This window comes from Kitasatospora hibisci, from assembly GCF_043950205.1.
GTDB classification, from domain to species: Bacteria; Actinomycetota; Actinomycetes; order Streptomycetales; family Streptomycetaceae; genus Kitasatospora; species Kitasatospora hibisci.
The window spans coordinates 6,093,386-6,114,215 of sequence record NZ_CP171642.1 but is presented as its reverse complement, the minus strand read 5'-3'; the positions used below and the strand labels follow the sequence as shown (position 1 = coordinate 6,114,215).

The 20,830-nt window shown below is 73.6% G+C and carries 21 protein-coding genes and 1 pseudogene; 12 read left to right on the top strand and 10 right to left on the bottom strand.

Annotated features, from left to right (window positions below; genetic code table 11):
• Window positions 1-12: 12 nt before the first annotated feature.
• Window positions 13-1,290 (bottom strand): SAV2148 family HEPN domain-containing protein, encoded by a 1,278-nt coding sequence (locus ACF9IK_RS26770; protein WP_395296646.1) that lies wholly within the window; start codon window positions 1,288-1,290, stop codon window positions 13-15.
• Window positions 1,291-1,764: 474 nt separating this feature from the next.
• On the opposite strand from ACF9IK_RS26770, the gene glgX reads away from it, so the two are divergent.
• From glgX to treZ, 3 genes are all read left to right on the top strand, one after another.
• Window positions 1,765-3,900, top strand: coding sequence for a glycogen debranching protein GlgX (gene glgX, locus ACF9IK_RS26765; RefSeq protein WP_395296645.1), 2,136 nt, complete (start codon window positions 1,765-1,767; stop codon window positions 3,898-3,900).
• A gap of 71 nt (window positions 3,901-3,971) precedes the next feature.
• The gene (gene treY, locus ACF9IK_RS26760) at window positions 3,972-6,410 is read left to right on the top strand and encodes a malto-oligosyltrehalose synthase (RefSeq protein WP_395296644.1); all 2,439 of its coding nucleotides are present in this window, start codon (window positions 3,972-3,974) and stop codon (window positions 6,408-6,410) included.
• Window positions 6,407-8,197, top strand: a complete 1,791-nt coding sequence (treZ, locus tag ACF9IK_RS26755) for a malto-oligosyltrehalose trehalohydrolase (protein WP_395296643.1) — start codon at window positions 6,407-6,409, stop codon at window positions 8,195-8,197. The genes treY and treZ overlap by 4 nt, the downstream gene beginning before the upstream one ends.
• A 112-nt stretch (window positions 8,198-8,309) precedes the next feature.
• Here the strand turns inward: treZ and ACF9IK_RS26750 are convergent, their stop codons facing one another.
• A complete protein-coding gene (locus ACF9IK_RS26750) occupies window positions 8,310-9,203 on the bottom strand; it encodes a transketolase family protein (protein ID WP_395296642.1) in 894 nt (297 codons plus the stop codon).
• A gap of 82 nt (window positions 9,204-9,285) precedes the next feature.
• Window positions 9,286-9,987, bottom strand: a complete 702-nt coding sequence (locus tag ACF9IK_RS26745; protein ID WP_395296641.1) for a transketolase — start codon at window positions 9,985-9,987, stop codon at window positions 9,286-9,288.
• A 56-nt stretch (window positions 9,988-10,043) separates the two neighbouring features.
• Between ACF9IK_RS26745 and soxR the strand changes: the two genes are divergently transcribed.
• The 3 genes from soxR to ACF9IK_RS26730 all read left to right on the top strand — a co-directional run bounded on the left by soxR (window position 10,044) and on the right by ACF9IK_RS26730 (window position 12,099).
• Window positions 10,044-10,580 (top strand): redox-sensitive transcriptional activator SoxR, encoded by a 537-nt coding sequence (gene soxR / locus ACF9IK_RS26740; RefSeq protein ID WP_395296640.1) that lies wholly within the window; start codon window positions 10,044-10,046, stop codon window positions 10,578-10,580.
• 172 nt (window positions 10,581-10,752) lie between these two features.
• On the top strand, window positions 10,753-11,466 hold the full coding sequence (locus ACF9IK_RS26735; RefSeq protein WP_395296639.1) for an SDR family oxidoreductase: 714 nt from the start codon (window positions 10,753-10,755) through the stop codon (window positions 11,464-11,466).
• Between the two features lie 129 nt (window positions 11,467-11,595).
• A complete protein-coding gene (locus tag ACF9IK_RS26730) occupies window positions 11,596-12,099 on the top strand; it encodes a cupredoxin domain-containing protein (RefSeq protein ID WP_395296638.1) in 504 nt (167 codons plus the stop codon).
• 34 nt (window positions 12,100-12,133) lie between these two features.
• On the opposite strand, the gene ACF9IK_RS26725 is transcribed toward ACF9IK_RS26730, so the two are convergent.
• Both ACF9IK_RS26725 and map read right to left on the bottom strand, forming a co-directional pair.
• Complete coding sequence (locus ACF9IK_RS26725) at window positions 12,134-12,658, bottom strand: GNAT family N-acetyltransferase (protein ID WP_395296637.1); 525 nt, start codon at window positions 12,656-12,658, stop codon at window positions 12,134-12,136.
• Window positions 12,659-13,025: 367 nt separating this feature from the next.
• Complete coding sequence (gene map / locus ACF9IK_RS26720; protein ID WP_395296636.1) at window positions 13,026-13,793, bottom strand: type I methionyl aminopeptidase; 768 nt, start codon at window positions 13,791-13,793, stop codon at window positions 13,026-13,028.
• Between the two features lie 61 nt (window positions 13,794-13,854).
• Here map and ACF9IK_RS26715 point away from each other — a divergent pair, with 61 nt between their 5' ends.
• A complete protein-coding gene (locus ACF9IK_RS26715) occupies window positions 13,855-14,130 on the top strand; it encodes a helix-turn-helix domain-containing protein (protein WP_395298692.1) in 276 nt (91 codons plus the stop codon).
• A gap of 172 nt (window positions 14,131-14,302) precedes the next feature.
• Here the strand turns inward: ACF9IK_RS26715 and ACF9IK_RS26710 are convergent, their stop codons facing one another.
• Genes ACF9IK_RS26710 through ACF9IK_RS26700 form a run of 3 tightly spaced genes read right to left on the bottom strand, consistent with a single transcriptional unit; the run spans window position 14,303 to window position 15,191 of the window.
• Window positions 14,303-14,455 (bottom strand): hypothetical protein, encoded by a 153-nt coding sequence (locus ACF9IK_RS26710; RefSeq protein ID WP_395296635.1) that lies wholly within the window; start codon window positions 14,453-14,455, stop codon window positions 14,303-14,305.
• Complete coding sequence (locus ACF9IK_RS26705; RefSeq protein WP_395296634.1) at window positions 14,455-14,742, bottom strand: hypothetical protein; 288 nt, start codon at window positions 14,740-14,742, stop codon at window positions 14,455-14,457. Before ACF9IK_RS26705 ends, ACF9IK_RS26710 begins: the two co-directional genes overlap by 1 nt.
• Entirely contained in the window at window positions 14,739-15,191 is a 453-nt protein-coding gene (locus ACF9IK_RS26700) for an ATP-binding protein (RefSeq protein WP_395296633.1), read from the bottom strand. Before ACF9IK_RS26700 ends, ACF9IK_RS26705 begins: the two co-directional genes overlap by 4 nt.
• Window positions 15,192-15,449: 258 nt before the next feature.
• Between ACF9IK_RS26700 and ACF9IK_RS26695 the strand changes: the two genes are divergently transcribed.
• The 3 genes and pseudogenes from ACF9IK_RS26695 to ACF9IK_RS26685 all read left to right on the top strand — a co-directional run.
• Window positions 15,450-16,304: a helix-turn-helix domain-containing protein gene (locus tag ACF9IK_RS26695; protein ID WP_395296632.1), complete on the top strand. Its 855-nt coding sequence runs from the start codon at window positions 15,450-15,452 to the stop codon at window positions 16,302-16,304.
• The gene (locus ACF9IK_RS26690; RefSeq protein ID WP_395296631.1) at window positions 16,301-16,504 is read left to right on the top strand and encodes a DUF397 domain-containing protein; all 204 of its coding nucleotides are present in this window, start codon (window positions 16,301-16,303) and stop codon (window positions 16,502-16,504) included. Before ACF9IK_RS26695 ends, ACF9IK_RS26690 begins: the two co-directional genes overlap by 4 nt.
• A 434-nt stretch (window positions 16,505-16,938) precedes the next feature.
• A pseudogene (locus ACF9IK_RS26685) lies at window positions 16,939-17,661 on the top strand (class I SAM-dependent methyltransferase); the annotation flags it as partial.
• Window positions 17,662-18,238: 577 nt separating this feature from the next.
• On the opposite strand, the gene ACF9IK_RS26680 reads toward ACF9IK_RS26685, so the two are convergent.
• Complete coding sequence (locus ACF9IK_RS26680; RefSeq protein WP_395296630.1) at window positions 18,239-18,826, bottom strand: RNA polymerase sigma factor; 588 nt, start codon at window positions 18,824-18,826, stop codon at window positions 18,239-18,241.
• A 175-nt stretch (window positions 18,827-19,001) separates the two neighbouring features.
• Here ACF9IK_RS26680 and ACF9IK_RS26675 point away from each other — a divergent pair, with 175 nt between their 5' ends.
• On the top strand, window positions 19,002-19,373 hold the full coding sequence (locus tag ACF9IK_RS26675; RefSeq protein WP_395296629.1) for a hypothetical protein: 372 nt from the start codon (window positions 19,002-19,004) through the stop codon (window positions 19,371-19,373).
• Window positions 19,374-19,503: 130 nt separating this feature from the next.
• The gene (locus ACF9IK_RS26670) at window positions 19,504-19,920 is read left to right on the top strand and encodes a hypothetical protein (RefSeq protein ID WP_395296628.1); all 417 of its coding nucleotides are present in this window, start codon (window positions 19,504-19,506) and stop codon (window positions 19,918-19,920) included.
• 14 nt (window positions 19,921-19,934) lie between these two features.
• On the opposite strand, the gene ACF9IK_RS26665 is transcribed toward ACF9IK_RS26670, so the two are convergent.
• Window positions 19,935-20,816: a LysR family transcriptional regulator gene (locus ACF9IK_RS26665; protein WP_395296627.1), complete on the bottom strand. Its 882-nt coding sequence runs from the start codon at window positions 20,814-20,816 to the stop codon at window positions 19,935-19,937.
• Between the last annotated feature and the right edge of the window lie 14 nt (window positions 20,817-20,830).

Here is a 20,830-nt window from a genome sequence, read left to right as displayed (position 1 = left end):
CGGCCGGGGGCGTCAGGACACCGGCCGGGAGTCCCCCCAGACCCCTTCGAACTCCTCCCGGTAGACCTCCAGCAGCCCGGCGTCGGTGCCGCCCGGCTCCTGGCCGGCGCCGCCGCGCAGGACGAGCGCGGGCGACTCCATGCCGCGGGCGCGGCGCAGGTAGGGCTGGACGACGCCGAGGTCGCGGCTCTGGCGGCGGAGGCCGCCGGCAGGGCCGGCCGGGCGGGCGCCCTCGACCAGGTAGGCGGTGAAGCGCGGGGTCTCGTCGAAGACCCGGATCTCGAAGCCGCCCTGGTCCCGCAGCCGGGCCCGGACCCGGCGGACGTGCATGATGTTCATCTCGATCGAGCGGGCCAGTTCGCCGCGCCCGAGGCCGAGTTCGCGCTCGCGGCGGCGGACGGCGCTGCTGGCCGGGTTGAGGAAGAGCAGCCGGACCCGGCACCCGTCGCCGGCCAGCCGGACCAGCCGCTTGCCGGTGTAGTTCTGGCAGAGCATGCCGAGGCCGATGCCGAGCGCGTCCAGCCGGCGGGCGCCGTCCAGCAGGTCCTCCACGGGAAGGTCGCGCTGGAGCCGGACCCGGTCGGGGTGCACCGCGACGACGTCCGCGTACCGGCCCGCGACCAGGGACTCGACCACATCGGCGGGCACGCCGCCGGCGCCGCCGTCCAGGACGGCGAGCAGCCGGGCCGCGGCGCGCTCGGTCTGGGCGAGGACCGTCGGGGTGAGGACGCGGTTGCGGGAGACGACCTGCCGGGCGACCTCCAGTTCGTCGAGCGCCAGCTCGATCTCGCGGCGGTCGGCCAGGTAGGGCTCGAAGCAGGGCCAGTGCTGGACCATCAGCTCGCGCAGCTGGGGCAAGGTGAGGAAGACCAGCGGGTCGTCGTCGGCCGGGTCGAGCAGGTAGCCCTTGCGGCGGCTGACCTCGCGGACGGCGCCGGCCCGGTGGGCCCACTCCTCGCCGGCGGGGCCGGCCGCGGCGGTGACCCAGTCCTCGCCGTGGGCGGGTGCGTAGATGGGGTACAGCACCTCGTCGACGAGCGAGCGCAGCCGCTGCTCCACCAGGTTGAGCCAGACGTAGGCCCGCCCGGAGAGGCGGACGCGCTGGTAGGCGTCCTCCCACTCGGTGCCGGACCAGGCCAGGGCGGGTATCTCGACCGGACCGCCCTGGGCGGGCACCACCGCGCGGCCGGTCAGGGCGGGGCGCATGACGACGGTCGGCGCCTCGCTGCGGCCGCTGCCCCGGTCGGGGCCGCCCGGCCCACCGCCACGGCCGCCGGCGGGGTACACCATGCGCCACCTCACCTGGTTCCTGCTGGAGCTACTGCTGTCGGTCTTGGGTCTCGGTCTTCTGATGGATCGCCACGAGCGCGGGGGCGGCCTGACGATCAAGGGTACTGCCCGCCGCGAGCCGCCCGCAGCCGGTTGGCCGAGGGACGTCCGCGGGCCCCGGCCGTCCCGTCCGCCCCGCAGGCCCCGCCGGGCCTGCCAGACCGCCGCGGACCGCCGCCGGACCGGGCGCAGGAGCAGGTGTCGGCCGCCGCCGGACCGGGCGCCCGACCGCTGCCGGACACCCGTTCGGGCGAACACGCGCCGAATGGCCCCGCCACCGGGGAAAGCGTCGGGGAGTATGCGGACTGTGCCGTGCGTCACGGCGCGCGACCGCCGCACATGCCCGGCCGCCCGGCCGGGAAGAGAGCGTCGGGGTCCGGGCTGATTGTCGGACTACATGTCAGTTTTCCTTCTACACAAGGAAGTTGGGGACAGATGCAGGTCTGGCCTGGGAAGCCCTATCCCCTCGGTGCCACCTACGACGGGGCCGGAACCAACTTCGCGGTGTTCTCGGAGAGCGCCGACCGGATCGAGCTCTGCCTGCTCGCCGAGGACGGCTCGGAGACGGCCGTCGAACTGCGCGAGACGGACGCCTTCGTCCGGCACGCCTACCTGCCCGGTGTCCAGCCCGGGCAGCGCTACGGCTTCCGGGTCCACGGCCCCTACAACCCGGGCCTGGGCCAGCGGCACAACAGCGCCAAGCTGCTGCTGGACCCGTACGCCAAGGCGATGAGCGGCCACATCGACTGGGACGAGTCCGTCTACGGCTACCACTTCGGCGCCCCCGAGCGCCGCAACGACCTCGACTCCGCCCCGCACACCATGCACTCGGTGGTGATCAACCCCTACTTCGACTGGGGCACCGACCGGCCGCCGCGCACCGACTACCACCGCACGGTCGTCTACGAGGCGCACGTGAAGGGCCTCACCAGACTCCACCCGGGCATCCCCGAGGAGATCCGCGGCACCTACGCCGGCCTGGCCCACCCCGCGGTCATCGAGCACCTGGCCAAACTCGGCGTCACCGCGATCGAGCTGATGCCGGTGCACCAGTTCGTCCGCGACCACCGGCTGCGCGACCTCGGCCTGGCCAACTACTGGGGCTACAACACGATCGGCTTCTTCGCCCCGCACTCGTCCTACTCCTCCACCGGCGACCGGGGCCAGCAGGTCCAGGAGTTCAAGTCGATGGTCAAGGCGCTGCACGCGGCCGGCATCGAGGTGATCCTGGACGTCGTCTACAACCACACCGCCGAGGGCAACCACCTCGGCCCCACACTCTCGCTGCGCGGCCTCGACAACGTCTCGTACTACCGGCTCGCCCAGGACCAGCGGTTCTACGAGGACACCACCGGCACCGGCAACAGCCTGCTGATGCGCAGCCCGCACGTGCTCCAGCTGATCATGGACTCGCTGCGCTACTGGGTCACCGAGATGCACGTCGACGGCTTCCGCTTCGACCTCGCGGCCACCCTGGCCCGGCAGTTCCACGAGGTCGACCGGCTCTCCTCGTTCTTCGACCTGGTCCAGCAGGACCCGGTGGTCTCCCAGGCCAAGCTGATCGCCGAGCCCTGGGACCTCGGCGAGGGCGGCTACCAGGTGGGCAACTTCCCTCCGCTGTGGACGGAGTGGAACGGCATGTACCGGGACACCGTCCGCGACCTGTGGCGCGGAGAGAACGCCACCCTGGCCGAGTTCGGCTCCCGGCTCACCGGCTCCTCCGACCTCTACCAGGACGACGGCCGCCGGCCGATCGCCTCGATCAACTTCGTCACCTGCCACGACGGCTTCACCCTGCGCGACCTGGTCTCCTACAACGAGAAGCGCAACGCGGCCAACGGCGAGGACAACCGCGACGGCGAGTCCTTCAACCGCTCCTGGAACTGCGGCGCCGAGGGCCCGAGCGCCGACCCGGCCGTCGAGGAGCTGCGCGCCCGCCAGCAGCGGAACCTGATCGCCACCCTGATGCTCTCCCAGGGCGTGCCGATGCTCTCGCACGGCGACGAGCTCGGCCGCACCCAGCTCGGCAACAACAACGCCTACTGCCAGGACAACGAACTCACCTGGGTGCACTGGCCGGAGGGCGACGGCCCGGAGGCCCGGCTGCTGGAGTTCACCCAGGGGATGATCTGGCTCCGCCGCGACCACCCCGTGTTCCGGCGCCGCCGCTTCTTCCACGGCCGCCCGGTCTCCGGCCGCCCCGCCGCCGCCGGTGGCTCCGAGGACCTCACCGACATCGCCTGGTTCACCCCGGGCGGGGAGGAGATGACCAAGCGCAACTGGGGCGCCAGCTACGCCAAGTCGCTCACCGTCTTCCTCAACGGCTACGCCATCTCCGAGCCGGACCGGCGCGGCGGGCGGATCGTCGACGACTCCTTCCTGCTGATGTTCAACGCCCACTTCGAGCCGCTGGAGTTCACCGCCCCCACCGACCACGGCCAGGAGTGGCAGGTGGTGGTCGACACCACCCTGCCCCGGCTGCCCGCCCCGGGGACCGGCGCCCGGGTGAAGGCCGGGGACACGCTCTGGCTCGCCGACCGCTCGCTCATGGTGCTGCAGCGGCCCGCGTGACCGCACCCCGGTCACCTGTTCGGATCAGCAACGGGTCTTGGCCGCGGGCTCGCGCGGGTACTCATGGACACATGACCTCCGCCGCCGAGCCCGCGCAGCCCCGCCCGGCCGCTGTCCCCTCCGCCACCTACCGCCTCCAGCTCCAGCCCGGCTTCACCCTCCGCGACGCCACCGCCGCCGTGCCCTACCTGGCCGCCCTCGGGGTCTCGCACCTGCACCTCTCCCCGCTGCTGGAGGCCGCCCCCGGCTCCACCCACGGCTACGACACCGTCGACCACGGCCGGATCAGCGAGCAGCTCGGCGGCGAGCCGGCGCTGCGCGAGCTGGCCGACGCGGCCCACCGGCGCGGCCTGCGGCTGATCGCCGACGTGGTGCCCAACCACATGGCCGTCCCCGTCCCCGAACAGCTCAACCGGCCGCTCTGGAACGTCCTGCGGGACGGTCCGGACTCGCCCTACGCGCGCTGGTTCGACATCGACTGGACGGCCCAGCCCGGCCCGACCGACGCCCCCGACCGCGGGCGGGTGCTGCTGCCGCTGCTCGGCGACCGGCTCGGCGCCGTCCTCGGCGACCTCGTCGTCGACGGCGAGCGGCTCCGCTACCACGACCACGTCCTCCCGTTGCGGCCCGGCACCACCGGCCTCCCGCTGCCCGAGCTGCTCGCCCGCCAGTGGTACCGGCTCGCCTGGTGGCGGCTGGCCCGCACCGAGCTGAACTACCGGCGGTTCTTCACCGTCAACGAGCTGATCGCCGTCCGGGTGGAGCTCCCCGAGGTCTTCGAGGCCACGCACGGCGTACTGCTGCGCCTGCACGCGGACGGCGTCCTTGACGGCTTCCGGATCGACCACCCCGACGGCCTCGCCGACCCCCGCGGCTACCTCACCCGGCTCGCCGACGCCACCGGCGGCGCCTACACCGTGGTCGAGAAGATCCTCACCGGCGACGAGCGGCTGCCCACCGACTGGCCCTGCGCCGGGACCACCGGGTACGACGCGCTGCACCGGATCGACGGCGTCCTCACCGATCACTCGGGCGCCTGCCGGCTGGCCGGCCACTACGAACGCTTCGTCTCCGGCGCGGCCGCCGGCGAGCCCTGCGCCGACCCGCACCCGGCCGTGGCCGCGGCCCGGCGCGGGCGGGCCGACATGACCGCGCCGCTCGGCGAGCTGGCCGCCGAGGTGGACCGGCTGGTCCGGCTCGCGGTGCGGATCGGCGCCGCCGACCCCGCGCACGCCGACCACGCGCCCTGGCAGCTGCGCGCGGCCCTGCAGCGGGTGCTCACCGGGTACCCGGCGTACCGCCCCTACGTCCGGCCGGGCGAGCCGGCGCCAGCGGCCTCGCAGGAGCAGCTCCGGGCGGCCCTGGACGGCTCCGGCGACCCCACCGACCGGCTGGTGGCCGGACTCGCCCTCGGCCGGCTCGGGCGCGGCGCGGAGAAGGACGAGTTCTGCGTGCGGTTCGCCCAGACCGCCGCCGCCGTCGCCGCCAAGGGCGTCGAGGACACCGCCTTCTACCGGTGGAACGCCCTCATCGGCCTGAACGAGGTCGGCGGCGACCCCGCCCGCCCGGGCCTGCCCCCGGAGGACTTCCACGCCTGGTGCCACTACGTCGAGCGGCACTGGCCAGCCACCATGACCGTGCTCTCCACCCACGACACCAAGCGCAGCGCCGACGCCCGGGCCCGGCTGGCCGTGCTCGCCGAACAGCCGGACCCCTGGGCCGCCGAGGCCACCGCCTGGTCCACCGCCGCCGGCCCCGGCGGCGACCGGGAGGGCGACTGGCTGCTCTGGCAGACCATGGTCGCGGCCTGGCCGATCACCCCGGACCGGCTGGTCCGGGCCCTGCTCAAGGCCGCCCGCGAGGCCAAGCTGCGCACCTCGTGGACGACCCCCGACGACCGCTACGAGCAGGCGCTCGCCGAGCGGGCCCGCGCTGTCTACGGGAACCCGGGCCTGCTGCCCCGGATCGAGGGGTACGTCCGGGCGATCGCCCCGCACGCCCGTGCCAACACGCTGGCCGCCGCCCTGCTGCACCTCACCGTGCCGGGGGTGCCGGACCTCTACCAGGGCAGCGAGGAGCCGCTGCACACCCTGGTCGACCCGGACAACCGGGGCGTGGTGGACCTCGGCGCGCTCGCCGTCCGGCTGACCGACTCGGCGACGCCCCGGCCGGACGACCCGGCCCGCGAGAAGCTGCACCTCACCACCACCGCGCTGCACCTGCGCCGGTCCCGGCCGCTGGGCGCCTACCGCCCGCTCACCGCCGCCGGCCCGGCCGCCGGCCACCTGCTCGCCTTCGCCCGCGGCCAGGACGTGGTCACCGCGGTCACCCGGCTCCCGTACGGCCTGGAGCGGGCCGGCGGCTGGCGGGACACCGCCCTGACGCTGCCGGCCGGCAGCATGTGGACGGACACGCTGACCCGGCGGCGCTTCGCCGCCGGCGAGGTGCCGGTGGCCGAGCTGCTGGCGGTGCACCCGGTGGCACTGCTGACCAGGAGGGGCGGGGCATGACGGGCCACGAGGAACGCGCGGCCGGGCCGCGGCAGGCACGGCCCCCGGCCGGCGCACCGCGCCACTACGAGGTGTGGGCCCCGGCGGCCGCCGAGCAGGTCGAGGTGGAGGTCGACGGCAACCGGCACCCGCTGGCCCGGGACACCGCACGGGCCGGCTGGTGGCGGGGCGAGGCCCCGGCCGGGGACTACGCGTTCCGGCTGGACGGCGGCCCGCCGCTGCCCGACCCGCGCTCGCCCCGCCAGCCGCACGGGCCGGACGGTCCCAGCCGCCCGGTGGACCACGCCGCGTTCCGCTGGTCCCGCACCGGCTGGCGCGGCCGGCCGCTGCCCGGGGCCGTCCTCTACGAGCTGCACATCGGCACCTTCACCGCCGCCGGCACCTTCGACGCCGCCACCGAACACCTCGACCACCTGGTCGAGTTGGGGGTGGACCTGGTCGAGCTGATGCCGGTCTGCCCGTTCCCCGGCAAGCACGGCTGGGGGTACGACGGGGTCTCGCTCTGGGCCGTGCACGAGCCGTACGGCGGGCCCGACGGCCTGAAGCGCTTCGTCGACGCCGCGCACCGCAAGGGCCTCGGCGTCGTCCTGGACGTGGTGCACAACCACCTCGGCCCCTCCGGCAACTACCTCCCCGCGTACGGGCCGTACTTCACCGACCGGTACCACACCCCGTGGGGCTCGGCGGTCAACCTGGACGCCCCCGGCTCCGACGAGGTGCGCGCCTACCTGCTCGGCAGCGCGCTCTCCTGGCTGCGCGACTACCGGATCGACGGCCTGCGCCTCGACGCCGTGCACGCCCTCGCCGACGACCGCGCCGTCCACTTCCTGGAGGAACTCTCGACCGAGGTCGAGCGGTTGGCCGTGGCCACCAACCGGCCACTGTTCCTGATCGCCGAGTCCGACCTCAACACGCCCCGCACCACCGCCCCGCGCGGGGCCGGCGGCCAGGGGATCACCGCGCAGTGGAGCGACGACTTCCACCACGCCCTGCACGCCGCGCTGACCGGCGAATCCCAGGGCTACTACGGCGACTTCGCGCGCGCCCCGCTGGCCGCCGTGGCCAAGACGCTCACCCGCGGCTTCTTCCACGACGACACCTGGTCCTCCTTCCGCGGCCGCCGCCACGGGCGGCCCTTCCCGCCGGGCAGCGGCCACCGGCTGCTGGGCTACCTGCAGACCCACGACCAGGTCGGCAACCGGGCGCTCGGGGACCGGATCTCCGCCGTGCTGTCGGCCGGACAACTCGCCTGCGGCGCGGCCCTGGTGCTCACCTCTCCGTTCACCCCGATGCTCTTCATGGGCGAGGAGTGGGGCGCGGCCACTCCCTGGCAGTACTTCACCGACCACACCGACCCGGCCCTCGCCGAGGCCGTCCGCCGGGGCCGGCGGCGGGAGTTCGCGGAGCACGGCTGGCAGGCGGAGACCGTGCCGGACCCGCAGGAGCCGGCCACCGTGCTGCGCTCGGTCCTCGACTGGACCGAGCCGTGGCGCGCCCCGCACTCCGCACTGCTCGACTGGTACCGGAGGTTGATCCGGCTGCGGCGCGAGCGGGCGGCGCTGGCCGATCCCGACCTGGCGGCCGTCCGGGTGGAGTTCGACGAGGCGGCGCGGTGGCTGGTGGTGCACCGGGGGCCGTACCGGGTGGCGGTCAACCTGGGCGACGGGCCGGCGGCGCTCCCGCTGGGGGCGCCGGGCCGGGAGGTGGCGGCCTCGTTCGGGGAGTGCGCGCTCGACGGCTCGTCGGTGCGGCTGGCGGCGGAGTCGGTGGCGGTCGTCACGGTGTGAGGCGCGCGGCGCCGGCGCCCGCGCCTCGCCGGGTTCCGTCCCCCGCCGGGGCGGTCCCTCACCGGGCTCCCGGGCCGCACCGGGCTCCCGGGCCGCGCCGGGCTCCCGGGCCTCACCAGAAGAAGGTGCCGATCCGCTCCCGCAGCGAGACGGCGTCCAGCCCGTAGGCGGCCAGGTGCTCGGGGATCGAGCCGTAGTGCCGGTGCTCCTCGCGCGGCACGCCGAGGGCGAGCACCCGGTGCGGCCGGTCGTTCAGCGCGGCGTGCGCCTCGTTGGCGGACGTCCCGGCCAGGTAGGGCTCGACCAGCACCACGTCCGCCCGGCCGCCGACGGCCGCGCGCAGGCCGGCCCGGTCGAACGGCCGCACGGTGGCCGCGTACAGTACGGTCACGTTCAGCCCCTCGGTGGCCGCCAGCACGGCGTCCAGCATCGGGCCGACGGCGAGCACCACACCCCCGACGCCCTCGCGCACGATGGTGAACCGCCCGGCTTCGACCGGCACGGCGGCGGTGTTCTGGTGCGCGGAGAGCCGCACGTAGACGTTGCGGTCGCCGTCGGCCACGGCGTGGCGCAGCAGCAGCTCCGCCTCGTCCGGGTGGCCGGGCACGTGGACCGTCCAGTCCGGCAGGGTGTCCAGCAAGGCGACGTCGCCCGGCGCCATGTGGGTCCGGCCGCCGGCCGGCCAGTCGTAGGAGCCGGCTGCGCTCACCAGGACGGCGCCGACGCCCTGGTGGACCAGGTCCAGCTTGATCTGCTCGAAGGGCCGTTCGACCAGGAAGCTGGCGAAGGTGTGGGCGAGCGGGCGCATCCCGCTGAGCGCCAGGCCGCCGGCCGCGCCGATCAGCAGTTGCTCGCGGATGCCGACGTTGACCACCCGGTCGGGGTGCCGCGCGGCGGCGGTGGTGAAGCCGGCCGCACTGATGTCGGCGAGCACCACGGCCAGCCGGGGGTCGTCGTCGAGCAGGCGGGTGGTGACGTCGAGGAAGCGCTCGCGCATGGTGTCCATCGGTGAAGTCCGTTGCCTTTCAGTGGCGTTCGGTGGTCGGTGCCGGCCCTGATGCGGGCAGCGGGGGGCGGACGGCCGGTGCTCAGGCGTTCTTGGGCTCGACCCGGGCCACCACGGCGTGCGGGCGGCCCGGGTGGGCGACGGTGAACGCCGCGTGGAGCGCCTCGTGGTCGCGGCCGTCCACCGTGGCGGTCGACCAGCCCTCGGCGGCGAAGCGCGCCGCGATCCCGCCCCGCCAGCCGTGCGTGGCCGAGGAGTTGTCGATGACGACGACGTGCAGCCGCTCCAGGCCGGCGGCTCCGGCGAAGGCGACCGCCTCGTGGTTGGAGCCCTCGTCGAACTCCGCGTCCCCGAGCAGCACCCAGACCGCCGGCTCGCTCAGTCCCTGGGCCCGCAGCCCGAGCGCGGTGCCGACCGCCAGCGGCAGCCCGTGCCCCAGCGAGCCGGAGCCGATCTCCACCCCGCGGACGAGCGTCCGGTCGGGGTGGTGGCCGAGCGGCGAGTCGTAGGCGCCGAAGCCGGTCAGCGCCTCCCGGTCGATGAAACCCTTGGCGGCCAGGACTGCGTAGTACGCCATCGGACCGTGGCCCTTGGAGAGCAGGAACCGGTCCCGGCCCTGGTCCTCGGCGGTGTCCGGGGTGACGCGGAGCACGCGGTCGTAGAGCACCCAGAGGGCGTCCAGCGTGGAGGTGGCGGCGGGGCCGTGCTTCTCGTCGCCGGTCATCAGGCCCATCAGGGCGGGGAGGTCGCTGAAGCCGGTTCCGCCGGGGATCGTCGTCGTCATGCCGTCGATGGTGCAACTTGAAGTCGACTTTAAGTCAAGCGGCTACAGTGGCCTCCATGACCGCGCCCACCGCCCCCGAGCAGCCGGCCGGCCCCAGCCGCCACGATCTGCTCACCATCGGCCAACTCGCCGACCGCAGCGGCCTCGCCGCCTCGGCCCTGCGCTACTACGAGAAGCTCGGCCTGATCCACGCCACCCGCACCACCGGCGGCCAGCGCCGCTACACCCGCGGCACGCTGCGCCGGGTCGCCTTCGTCCGGGCCGCCCAGCGCGTCGGCCTCTCACTCGACGAGGCCAGGGTCGCCCTGGACCGGCTGCCCGAGCACCGCGCCCCCAGCGGGACCGAGTGGGACGGCGTCGCGGCGTCCTGGCAGAACCGGATCGACGAGCAGATCGCCGAACTGGAGCGACTGAAGGCCAAGCTCACCGGCTGCATCGGCTGCGGCTGCCTGTCGCTCAACCGCTGCGCCCTCTACAACGCCGGCGACCGCGCCGGCGAAGCCGGCCCCGGCGCGCGGTACCTGCTCGCCCCCGGGTCGACCTCCGGCCCCGAGCAGGCGCCGGCGGAGGCCGGCGACGTCGGCGGGCGCTGAACGCCGGGCGGCGCCGACGCCGACCCCCGCCGGCGGCTACCCCGTTCGGCGGACTACGCCCGAGGTCGCAGTCCACCCACCTCCCCGGACCGGTCCGGGGGCTTCGCCGGCGGCATAGCCTGCCGGGACGGAGCCGGAACCGCCGGCGCCGGGACGGCAGGAGGAGAACGCCTTGAGCACCGACGCACCGGTATCGCTGGTCACGGGCGCCAACCGGGGGATCGGCCGGGAGACCGCCCGCCGGCTGGCCGGCCTCGGCCACACCGTGCTGCTCTGCGCCCGGCGACGGGAGGACGCCGAGCGCACCGCCGCCGAACTCTCCGGGCCCGCCGGGCCTGCGGGCGCCGTCCTGCCCCGCCGGCTGGACGTGACCGACGGAGACGGACTCCACGCCCTCGCCCGCTCCGTCGAGGCGGAGTTCGGCCGGCTCGACACCCTCGTCAACAACGCCGCGATCAACTACGACACCGCCGCCCGCGCCATCGACGTCGATCTCGACGAGGTGCGCCACACCCTGGAGACCAACCTCTTCGGCGCCTGGCGCACCACCCAGGTGTTCCTCCCGCTGCTGCGCCGCTCCGCCCGCGCGCGGGTGGTCAACGTCTCCAGTGAGTCCGGCTCACTGGCGAGCATGGGCGGCGGGACACCCGCGTACGGCGTCTCGAAGGCCGCCCTCAACGCACTCACCCGCAAGCTCGCCGACGAACTGCGGGCGGAGCGGATCCTGGTCAACGCGGTCTGTCCGGGCTGGATCGCCACCGACATGGGCGGCGCCGGCGGCGCACCGGTGGAGGAAGGCGGCGCCGGTGTCGTCTGGGCGGCCACGCTGCCCGACTCGGGCCCCACCGGCGGCTTCTTCCGCCACGGGCGGCCGCTGCCCTGGTAGCGCCGGGGCTGACGGGCCGGGGCGGGCGCCGCTCCGGCGTTCGGGTGACCCTCGGTCCCGGTTGCCCGGCGGACGGCCCGGGACGGTCTAGCGTGGGCGCGTCGCCGCAGGCAGCAAGGCTGGAGCAGCATGTTCACCGTCCGTCCTCCCGGCCCCCGCCGGACCGCACTCGCCGTCGGCGCCGCGGCCCTGTTCCTGCTCGGCGCCGCCGGGTGCTCCTCCGACGGGGGCGGCGAGCCGAAGAACCCGGCCGGCACCGCGAGCGCCGGCCCGTCGTCGGCCTCGTCGCCGTCGCCGGCCTCCACTCCGTCGTCCTCGCCGTCGCCGACCGCGGCGGCATCCCCGACGGCCACGGGGACGGCCACCGGCGCCCCCACCGCGGGGCAGGTCACCGTGACGATCAAGAACTTCCTCTTCCACCCCGCCACCTTCACGGTGGCGCCGGGAGCGAAGATCACCGTCACCAACCAGGACAGCACCGGGCACACGCTCACGGCCATCGACAAGGAGTTCGACACCGGGCTGCTGGAGCAGGGGCAGTCGGCGACGATCACCGCGCCCTCCGCCCCCGGCTCGTACGCCTACCACTGCGACATCCACCCGACCATGACGGGCACGCTGGTCGTCCAGTAGGGCGGCGGGCCGCCGGCGCCCGGCCCGAGCCGGATCAGGCCGGGCGCGGGTCCGAGCGGAGCAGACTGTAGCGGACGATGTCGCGCCACTCGCCGTCGCGGAACACCAGACTGCGCTGCACGCCCTCGCGGGTGAAGCCGCACTTCTCCAGGGCACGCTGCTCGGCCGGGTTGGTGGTCTCGGTGTCGGCCTCCAGGCGCACCGCCGGCGAGTGTGCGAACAGGTAGTCCACCAGCAGCCGTTGGGCTGCCGTGCCGATGCCCCGGCCACGCGCATCGGGGGTCAGCTGGATGCCGATGCTCCAGTACGGCGCGGCCGGCACCACGGCCCGGCGCCGCCAGGCGACGAAGCCGCGGAACACGCCGTCGTCGGCCACCGCCAGGTGGGACTGCTCCGCCCCCAGCAGCCCGTTCTCCGCCCACTTGCGCCGCAGCCGCCCGGGGTCCGACCAGCCGTACCACTGCAGTGGCCCGACGGCCTCCGGGTCCTGGACGAGGGCTTCGAGTAGCGCCAAGTCGGCTTCGGAGACGGGACGGAGGGATACCTGATGATCAGTCATCGAGTCACCCTAGCGGTCGACGCCCGAAGCCCTTCAGGGGTTGATCACGCGGCCGGACGGGCGAGGGATTCCTCCTGCCGCCGGATTGCGCGTCGGTCGAACCGGGCCAGCAGTTCGTCCGGCTCGGAGGCGGTGAACCTCCGCCGGAACGGCTGTGCCGTGGCGTCGTGGCGGTCCCCGAATGCTCGGAGCCGATCCCGGACCTCGCCGAGGCCCGTGAAGTCGCCGGGCGAGACGACCTTGCGCTGGACGATCGAGGAGAAGATCTCGATCCGGTTCGCCCGGGAGTCGCGTGCGGGGTGCAGACCATGACAGCGTTCGGAAACGCCCTGGTGAGGCGATCTGCCGGGTGGGAGCGGATCCGAGGTCAGGGCAGGGTGAGGATGCGGGGGCCGTCCTCGGTGACGGCGATGGTGTGTTCGATGTGGGCGGCTCGGCTGCCGTCGATCGTGCGCAGGGTCCATCCGTCGGGGTCGGTGTAGTAGTCGTTGCGCCCCCCGGCCATGAGCATGGGTTCGATGGCGAGGGTGAGGCCGTGGCGCAGGGGAAAGCCGCGGCCCGGTCGTCCGCGGTTGGGGAGGTGGGGGTCCTCGTGCATCTGGCGGCCGATGCCGTGGCCGCCGAAGTCGGCCGGCATGCCGCAGTCGGCCCTGCGGGCGACCGCGCCGATGGCGTGGGAGATGTCGCCGATCCGGTGGCCGACGGTGGCGGCGGCGATGCCCGCGTCCAGGGCCCGCTGGGTGGCGGCGATGAGTTCGAGGTCGGCGGGGCGAGGGGTGCCGACGGTGAAGCTGATCGCGGCGTCGCCGGTCCAGCCGTCGAGTTCGGCTCCGCAGTCGATGCCGACCAGGTCGCCGTCGCGCAGGCGGTAGCCGTCGGGGATGCCGTGCGCGATTGCGTCGTTCACGGACGCGCAGATCACAGCGGGGAAGGGGATCGGGGCGAAGGAGGGCTGATAGCCCAGGAACGGAGAACGTGCTCCGGCCTTGGTGAGAACGGCGCGGGCCGCTTCGTCGAGCTCTCGCAGGCGAACCCCCACGGCTGCCGCCGCGCGGGCGGCTGCGAGTGCGTGGGCCACGACGCGTCCGGCTTCTCGCATCGCCTCCAGTGCCGTGTCGGTCTTGATCTCCACCATGTGCGCGACCCCCTGCGATGCGACGCTACCCAATACTTATACCGGTATTAGTATCACAGGCATGGTGAGAGTTCCTTTGAGTCCGCAAGAGCGGCAACGCGGACAGCGCTTCGGGATCCTGCTCCGCCAGGCCCGCGGCGACCGCAGCATGGTCGACGTGGCAGCCGCCGCCGGGGTGTCCGCCGAAACGCTCCGCAAGATCGAAACCGGCCGGGCCCCGACCCCGGCCTTCTTCACCGTGGCAGCCCTGGCCCACGCACTGAACCTGTCTCTGGACGACCTCGCCGCCGCCTGTGCGGAAGACGCCGAAGGCGGCGACCAGGCCATGTCGGCGTGACCGTCGAGCGGGCGGCATCCGGCTGAGAACCGGATGTCCCTGGCGCGGGACGATGTGGACTTCTCAGGCCAACCCCCCGAAGGACTTCGAGAGCCGACCGCGTGGCCGGCACCGGGGGTCCGGGCGCAGGAAGTCGATCCGGTCGACTTCCTACGCCCGGACCCGGCGCTGCTCAGCGGAGGTCGTCGGCGAGGGCCGCCAGGACGCGGCGGCGGATGCGGGCCGACGCCCCGGGGAGGGCCTCGGCCGACTCGGCTTCGAGACGGCGGCGTTCGGCCCGCAGGAGGCGGACCACGACGACCCATCGGAGGCGGGGCGGGCGCATCACCGGTCGGCCTCCGGGGCGGTCCAGCGGAGGCGCAGGTGGTGGACGGCCCCGGGGAGGACGACGGGGAGGTCGAGCGGGCCGGTGCGGTCGAGGTACCCGGCGACGAACCGGTCGGCGGAGGGGCCGGTGAGGTAGCGCTCGAACCACTGCCACTGCGGTCTGCCGATGGGGCGGAACCGGAGGGCACCCCAGAGGGAGTCAAGGGCCTCGGGGAGGAGCGCGTAGGTCGTCGGGGGCAGGATGCCGCCGGTGATCTCGGCGGTGACGAGGCGGTCCTCCCTCATGCGGCACGCTCCGCGGGGGTGGCGCTGGAGCCGACTTCGGCCCAGACGATCTTCCCGATGCCGAGGCGAGGGCAGCAACCCCAGCGGTGCGCGAGGGACTTGACGAGGACCAGCCCGCGGCCGGATTCGTCGTCCTTGCCGGCGGTTCGGAGGACGGGCTCCCGGTCACCCCGGGCGTCGTGCACCTCGATCCGGAGGCGGGCGGGCGCGAGGTCGACCACGAGGAGCACCTTGTTGCCGATGGGCGTGCCGTGCACGACGGCGTTGGTGACGAGCTCGGAGACGAGCAGGAGTCCGATGTCGGCGAACTGCTGAGCGGCCGGGGCGCCCGCGAGGAGTGCTCCGAGGTGTCGGCGGGCCTCACCGGGCGATCTCCGGCTACGCAACAGCCAGTGTTCGACCCGGACGACGGGGATGGGATCGGGGGCCGAGTCGGCGATTTCGGGCACGGGGGAGCCACCTTCCAGGCGCAGTGAGGAGAAGGCGAGTTGGCGGGGGATGACGGCCGGGCAGAGGCATGGGAGTGCCCAGCGAGTGGCCATCGCGATCACTCAGACGATCCGTCGAGCTACTGCGAGTAGCATGCCCTCATCGGGCAATTGCATGCAACCGCTTCCGTCAAGCAATTGCATGATCTCTAGCGGGGGTTGACCCCCAGAGGGGGTGGCACACTATGCAAGGAACCAACCAGCAAGGGGGTGTGACGCGTGGGCAGTCCGACCGTGCTGCGGCGTAGGCTCGGCGGCGAGCTCGGCAAGTTGCGCACCTCGCGCGAGCTGAACGCCAAGGATGTGGCAGCTGCGCTCGGTTGGTCCGCTTCCAAGCTGAGCCGGATTGAGAGCGGCCAGGTCCCGCTTCAGGAGCGGGACGCGGCCAAACTGCTGGCTCACTACGGCGTCAGTTCACCCGAAGAGGTGAAGCACTTCCTCAGCCTGACCAGGCAGAGCCGCCAGCAAGGCTGGTGGCACGCATACGGCGATGCCATTCCGGAGCGATTCCGTGCCTACGTGGGCTTCGAGGCGGACGCCACGAGGATCGCAACCTTCCAATGTGAGCTGGTGCCAGGACTCCTTCAGACCGAGAACTACGCGCGCAACGTCATCCGCGCCATGAAGCCAACGGAGTCCTCGGAGGAGGTAGAGCTCAGATTGGCGCTCCGCATGGAGCGACAGCGCATCCTCGATCGCCCTGACGCGCCGCAGATCTGGGCGATCATCGGCGAGGCAGTCGCGCGTCGGCCGGTAGGAGATCAGTCCGGCATGGCCGAGCAGTTGCATCACATCGCAGCGGTTGCCGAGTCTCGCCCGAACGTCACGGTCCAAGTCCTACCGTTCTCGGCCGGCGCGCATGCCGCCATGGGGTCGTCATTCTCGATCCTGTCGTTCAGTGACATCCCAGGCAGCGTGGTCTACTCCGAGTCGACGACCAGCAAGACCTACATCGAGCAGCAGTCCGAGATTTCCCGCCATGAGGACATATTCCATCGACTCATGGCGTCATCAGCTCAACCGGAGAGGTCGATCTCATGGTTGAGGAAGGTCGCGGAGGAGTACAGCAAATGAAGCAGGACTTCCATGGTGCCCACTGGCGGAAGAGCACCCACAGCAATGGCGACGGCGACTGCATCGAAGTGGCCGATGGATACACCGAGATAGTCCCCGTCCGAGACAGCAAGGACCCCAACGGGCCCGCGCTCACCTTCACCGCGGATGCCTGGCGCTCCTTCGTCGCTTCCATCCGCGCGGGGGAGCTCACGGGCTGACCTCTTGGCCCCGTCAGGCGATCGCCCGACGGGGCCAAGCCCACCCCGAGCTCGGCCCGTTGCCGAGAACCACGCACCGATGACCACAACCGGGACCACCCTCTCCCCGGCGAACACGACACCCTGCTCGCGGCCGGCCGACTGGTCGACCCCTCCGGTGAAGTCCCGCGGCCTTCGTAGTGGAAGCGTTATCCGGAACGCCCGGGACCAGGACCCCGCCGCCACCCGCAAGGGGCCCGGACCGGGCCTGCACGGGGGCCGGGCGGCTCCCCCGTACACCCCTCGGAGGGGCGGCTCCCGCACCCCACACAGGGGGCTCCACGGCCCCCCGTCGCGATACTCAGCACCGCCGCTGACCAGCGCTTTCCCCGCTCCCGATCACTAGCATTGAGATCAGCGGACACCCCGACCGTCCGCCGTACAGGGGGCTGTGAATGCATCGCGACATCCGTACCACCGAGGACGTCCTCGACCTCCTCGACCGGCTCTTCCTCCCCGAAGCCGACCGCTGGACGGAGAACGCCGCCGGCTGGTGGGACACCTTCTACGCCGACCGGTCCTCCGACCGCCCGTTCTTCGTCCCCAAGCCCGACGAGAACCTCGTCTCCTACCTCGACCGCGGCCTTCTCCCCTCCCCCGGCCGTGCCCTGGACCTCGGGGCCGGGCCCGGCCGCAACGCGATCCACCTCGCCTCGCTCGGCTTCGACGTCGACGCCGTCGACCTCTCCCCCACCGCCGTCGCCTGGGCCGAGGAACGGGCCCGGGAGGCCGGCGCCACCGTCCGCTTCCACTGCGGGAACATCTTCGACGTCGAACTCCCGCACGCCCACTACGACCTGGTCTACGACTCGGGCTGCCTCCACCACCTCCCGCCCCACCGCCGGATCAGCTACCTCGCCCTGCTGAACCGCGTCCTGGCGCCCGGCGGCCACCTCGTCGTCAACACCTTCGCCACCGGGGCGATGGGCAGCGAACTCCCCGACGAAGAGCTCTACCGCAACGGCCGGCTGGACGGCGGCCTCGCCTACTCGCCCGACGAACTGCGCCACCTCTTCTCGGACTTCACCGAGATCGAGATCCGCCCGATGGAGCCGCAGCCGGCCGACTCGCCGCTCTTCGGCATCCCGGTGCTGCTCACCGCGCTGTTCCGACGCCCTCGCGCTCACACCCGTAGGGGCACGGGAGCTGCCGGGCCCGCCTCCGGCCGGGCGGGGAACCTCGGCCTGCCCCGCAGCCCGAACAGCACCGAGGCAACCGCCGCGAGTTGCAGCACCTCGCACACCAGCAGCACGAACAGTAGGCCGGTCTTCGGCTCGGCCCTCCGCCGGCCGCACCTCGTTCGACGCTCGACGGTCCTCACGGAGTCCCTCCCGTCTCCGTGGCGGACCACGGCACGTCCCACATCGAGAGATCACCGGCGTGTTCGCCGAGGGGGTCGCCGAGCGCGTCGGCACCGGCGGACAGCATGGCGTAGCGCGCGTCCCAGTCGTCGAGCACGTCGATCCCCTCCTTCCCCCACTGGTCCTGCGGCCGCATCCCCCGCGACGGCCGCTCGAAGTCCTGCATGAATCAGTCCTTTCCCATGAATGTGCCGGCGTTCGAGAACCTCCCACGCTCGCCCGTTGCAGCGGACGAACGCACATCACTCCGCCGGCATTCGAGGCTGTGGCCCCGACCTGGGTCCGCGGGCCGGCCACCCGGCCGGACCGCGGACCCTAGACACGGACCAGCCAGTCAGCGCTCTCTGCGGGGGAACGGAATCGGAGCCGCCCGGGCCTTCTCGTCCGCCCGCTTCAGCTCGCGGGAGACCGTGGAGGGGGAGATCCGGAGGGCCTCGGCGATCTCGGAGCCCTTCCACAGCCAGATGTGGTGGAGCTCCCAGATCCGCGCCTGGCGCTCGTCGTCGATGGCCTTGCGGACGATCCGCATCAGCTCCTCGAACTCCAGCCGCGCACCGGGGTTCGCGGCGTCGGGATCGGGGTCGCGGGCCGTCGCGTGCCGGCTCCCCTCGGGGACCTCGGCGACGGGCTCCTCCCGGCGGACGGCCGCCGACCGCCAGTGGTCGATGGCCATCCGACGCGCCACGGTGGTGGCGTAGGCGATCACCGGCCGGTGGAACACCGTCCCCTTGCGGACCTCGTTGATCACGACCATGCAGGCCCTGGCCGCGACGTTCTCGGCCACCTGCTCATCGGGCGTCATCTCGCGGAGACTGGTCACCAAGCGCGGCAGGAGCTGACGGATCAGCTCCTTGAGCTGCGCCTCGCTCATCGGCGCCGACGGGGACGAGCCGGGTGCGCCCGTCCCTTCCGACTTCGCCATGGGCGTCCTTCCGTTGGACTTCGCGAGGGTGGTCCATCGCCACCCCTCACTCATCCGACGAACCAGAACTCCCATTCCTTGCAGCGGACATCGCGTACCCCTTCGAGGGCTGGCCTTGCAAGACCGACCAGCCCGACCACGTCGAGCCGACATGGACCACTCCACGTTTCCGCTCGTGACGCCCGACCGGCCGGCGCACACCGTCGTCGTCCTCGGCGAGGACCTGACGGGCTGGCGCACCGCGCTGCTGGCCGCCCTGGTGGCGGCCGTCGTCCTCGAACTCGCCACCGCGGTGGTCCGGAAGGCGCTACTGCGTGTTCCCGGGCTCCTGCTGACCGCGCTCGTCCGCCCGCAGCTGACACGGGCCACCCGGCTCCGGCTGCTGCCCGACTGGCGGGCCGAACTGTCGAAGCGGCTGGCCGAGGGGCCGGGCCGACACCGCCGCTACGGCGCCCTGTTGTTCGTGCTGGGCCTCGCCTGCGGAGGGGCGCGCCGACGGGCCACCGCCCTCGGCCCGGAGCGCCGGCGGCGGGGTAGGACGGGCTGAGGCGAGCCGGGACGGCCTCCGTCGATCGACGCCACCCACCGGCGACCCACCGGACCCCGCCGAACGCCGGGGTCCGGTGGGTCGCCGCCCGTCCGGCGTGGCCTACCGTGGGCGCGGAAAGGAGGCCACTTTGACCGACGATCAGATCATCGACCTTGCCTCGGGGGACGGGAACTCCCTCCTCCTCGACCCCGCCCTCCCGTTCCCCGAACGGGTCGGCGCGGCGGTCCGGAGCTGGGAGGCCGATGACCGCGGCGCGGCCGGACTGGTGGACGGGAAGGCCTTCTTCGCCCTCTACTGCTGGGAGTTCGCCGCCGCCCGCCGGGGCGAGGAGCTGGACGGGCCGACCACCTCCTACGTCCGGCGGTCCTACGAGGCCATCGGCGGCCGGGCCGGCTGGGACGCCCTGCTCCGTCTGCGGACCACCTGCGCCTGCCACGGCGACACCTGGCGGCTGGAGAACGTCGAGCTCTGCCTCGGCTGCCTCCGCTACCTCTGCTACCAGCTCGACGGGCCCTGCTGCGAGGGCGCGGAGATCGTCGGCTGAGCCGACCGGACCGCTCAGCCGCCCAACAGCCGGGCCAGCAGGGCCGCCGGCCCCTCCGGCATGCTGCCGTGCACCAGCTCGGTGCGGTGCACCAGCCGCGGCTCCCGCACCGGAGCGCCCGCGACGCCCGCAGCGCCGTCCAGCGCGGCCGCCGGCAGCACGGCCAGCCCGTGCCCGGCCGCGACCAGCGCGAGCAGACCGCGGACGTCCCCGCCCAGGTAGCGGGCGGCCGGCCGGAAGCCGTCCACCGCGGTGGCGGCGCGCAGCCGGTCGGCCGTCGGCGCGATCTCGGGGGCGTCGAGCCAACGGGCCGCCGACAGGTCGGCCAGCGCCACGCCCCGGTGGCCGGCCAGCGGGTGCCCGGCGGGCAGGGCGACGGCGAGCGGCCGCTCGTCCACCGCGACGGTGCTGAGCGGGCCGACGTCCGGGAGCGGCAGCGGGTCGCTGGGCGCGGCCAGGCCGTCGGCCAGGGCGAGGTCCACCTCGCCGGTGGCCACCAGGGTGGGCAGCGCCTCCCGGGCCACCACCCGGACGGTGAGGTCCACCCGCGGGTACGCCCGGCGCACCTCGGCGAGCGCACTCCCCAGCGCCGCGCCGACCGCCAGCGGCGTGGTGCCGAGCACCAGCCGGGCGCTCGGCGCTCCCACCAGGCGGGCGACGTCGGCGCGCGCTGCGTCCAGCCGCAGCAGCAGGGGGCCGGCGTGCTCCAGCAGCCGCGCGCCGGCCTCGGTCGGGCCGACCGGACGCCGGGTGAGCAGGCTCGCGCCGACGTCCGACTCCAGCGCGGCGATCTGCTGGGAGACGGCGGACTGGGTGTAGCCGAGTTCCCGGGCCGCCTCGGAGAAGGAGCCGAGCCGGACCACGGTGACGAAGGTGCGCAACTGGTGCGGGTCCACCGCTATCAGATCTC

Coding starts and splice junctions, on each gene's coding strand:
- ACF9IK_RS26745 (WP_395296641.1), bottom strand. CDS start 9,987: ATGACGACGACGATCCCCGGCGGAACCGGCTTCAGCGACCTCCCCGCC.
- ACF9IK_RS26690 (WP_395296631.1), top strand. CDS start 16,301: ATGAAGCAGGACTTCCATGGTGCCCACTGGCGGAAGAGCACCCACAGC.
- map (WP_395296636.1), bottom strand. CDS start 13,793: ATGGTGGAGATCAAGACCGACACGGCACTGGAGGCGATGCGAGAAGCC.
- ACF9IK_RS26715 (WP_395298692.1), top strand. CDS start 13,855: ATGGTGAGAGTTCCTTTGAGTCCGCAAGAGCGGCAACGCGGACAGCGC.
- soxR (WP_395296640.1), top strand. CDS start 10,044: ATGACCGCGCCCACCGCCCCCGAGCAGCCGGCCGGCCCCAGCCGCCAC.
- ACF9IK_RS26705 (WP_395296634.1), bottom strand. CDS start 14,742: ATGAGGGAGGACCGCCTCGTCACCGCCGAGATCACCGGCGGCATCCTG.
- glgX (WP_395296645.1), top strand. CDS start 1,765: ATGCAGGTCTGGCCTGGGAAGCCCTATCCCCTCGGTGCCACCTACGAC.
- treZ (WP_395296643.1), top strand. CDS start 6,407: ATGACGGGCCACGAGGAACGCGCGGCCGGGCCGCGGCAGGCACGGCCC.
- ACF9IK_RS26710 (WP_395296635.1), bottom strand. CDS start 14,455: ATGCGCCCGCCCCGCCTCCGATGGGTCGTCGTGGTCCGCCTCCTGCGG.
- ACF9IK_RS26725 (WP_395296637.1), bottom strand. CDS start 12,658: ATGACTGATCATCAGGTATCCCTCCGTCCCGTCTCCGAAGCCGACTTG.
- treY (WP_395296644.1), top strand. CDS start 3,972: ATGACCTCCGCCGCCGAGCCCGCGCAGCCCCGCCCGGCCGCTGTCCCC.
- ACF9IK_RS26730 (WP_395296638.1), top strand. CDS start 11,596: ATGTTCACCGTCCGTCCTCCCGGCCCCCGCCGGACCGCACTCGCCGTC.
- ACF9IK_RS26770 (WP_395296646.1), bottom strand. CDS start 1,290: ATGGTGTACCCCGCCGGCGGCCGTGGCGGTGGGCCGGGCGGCCCCGAC.
- ACF9IK_RS26680 (WP_395296630.1), bottom strand. CDS start 18,826: ATGGCGAAGTCGGAAGGGACGGGCGCACCCGGCTCGTCCCCGTCGGCG.
- ACF9IK_RS26750 (WP_395296642.1), bottom strand. CDS start 9,203: ATGGACACCATGCGCGAGCGCTTCCTCGACGTCACCACCCGCCTGCTC.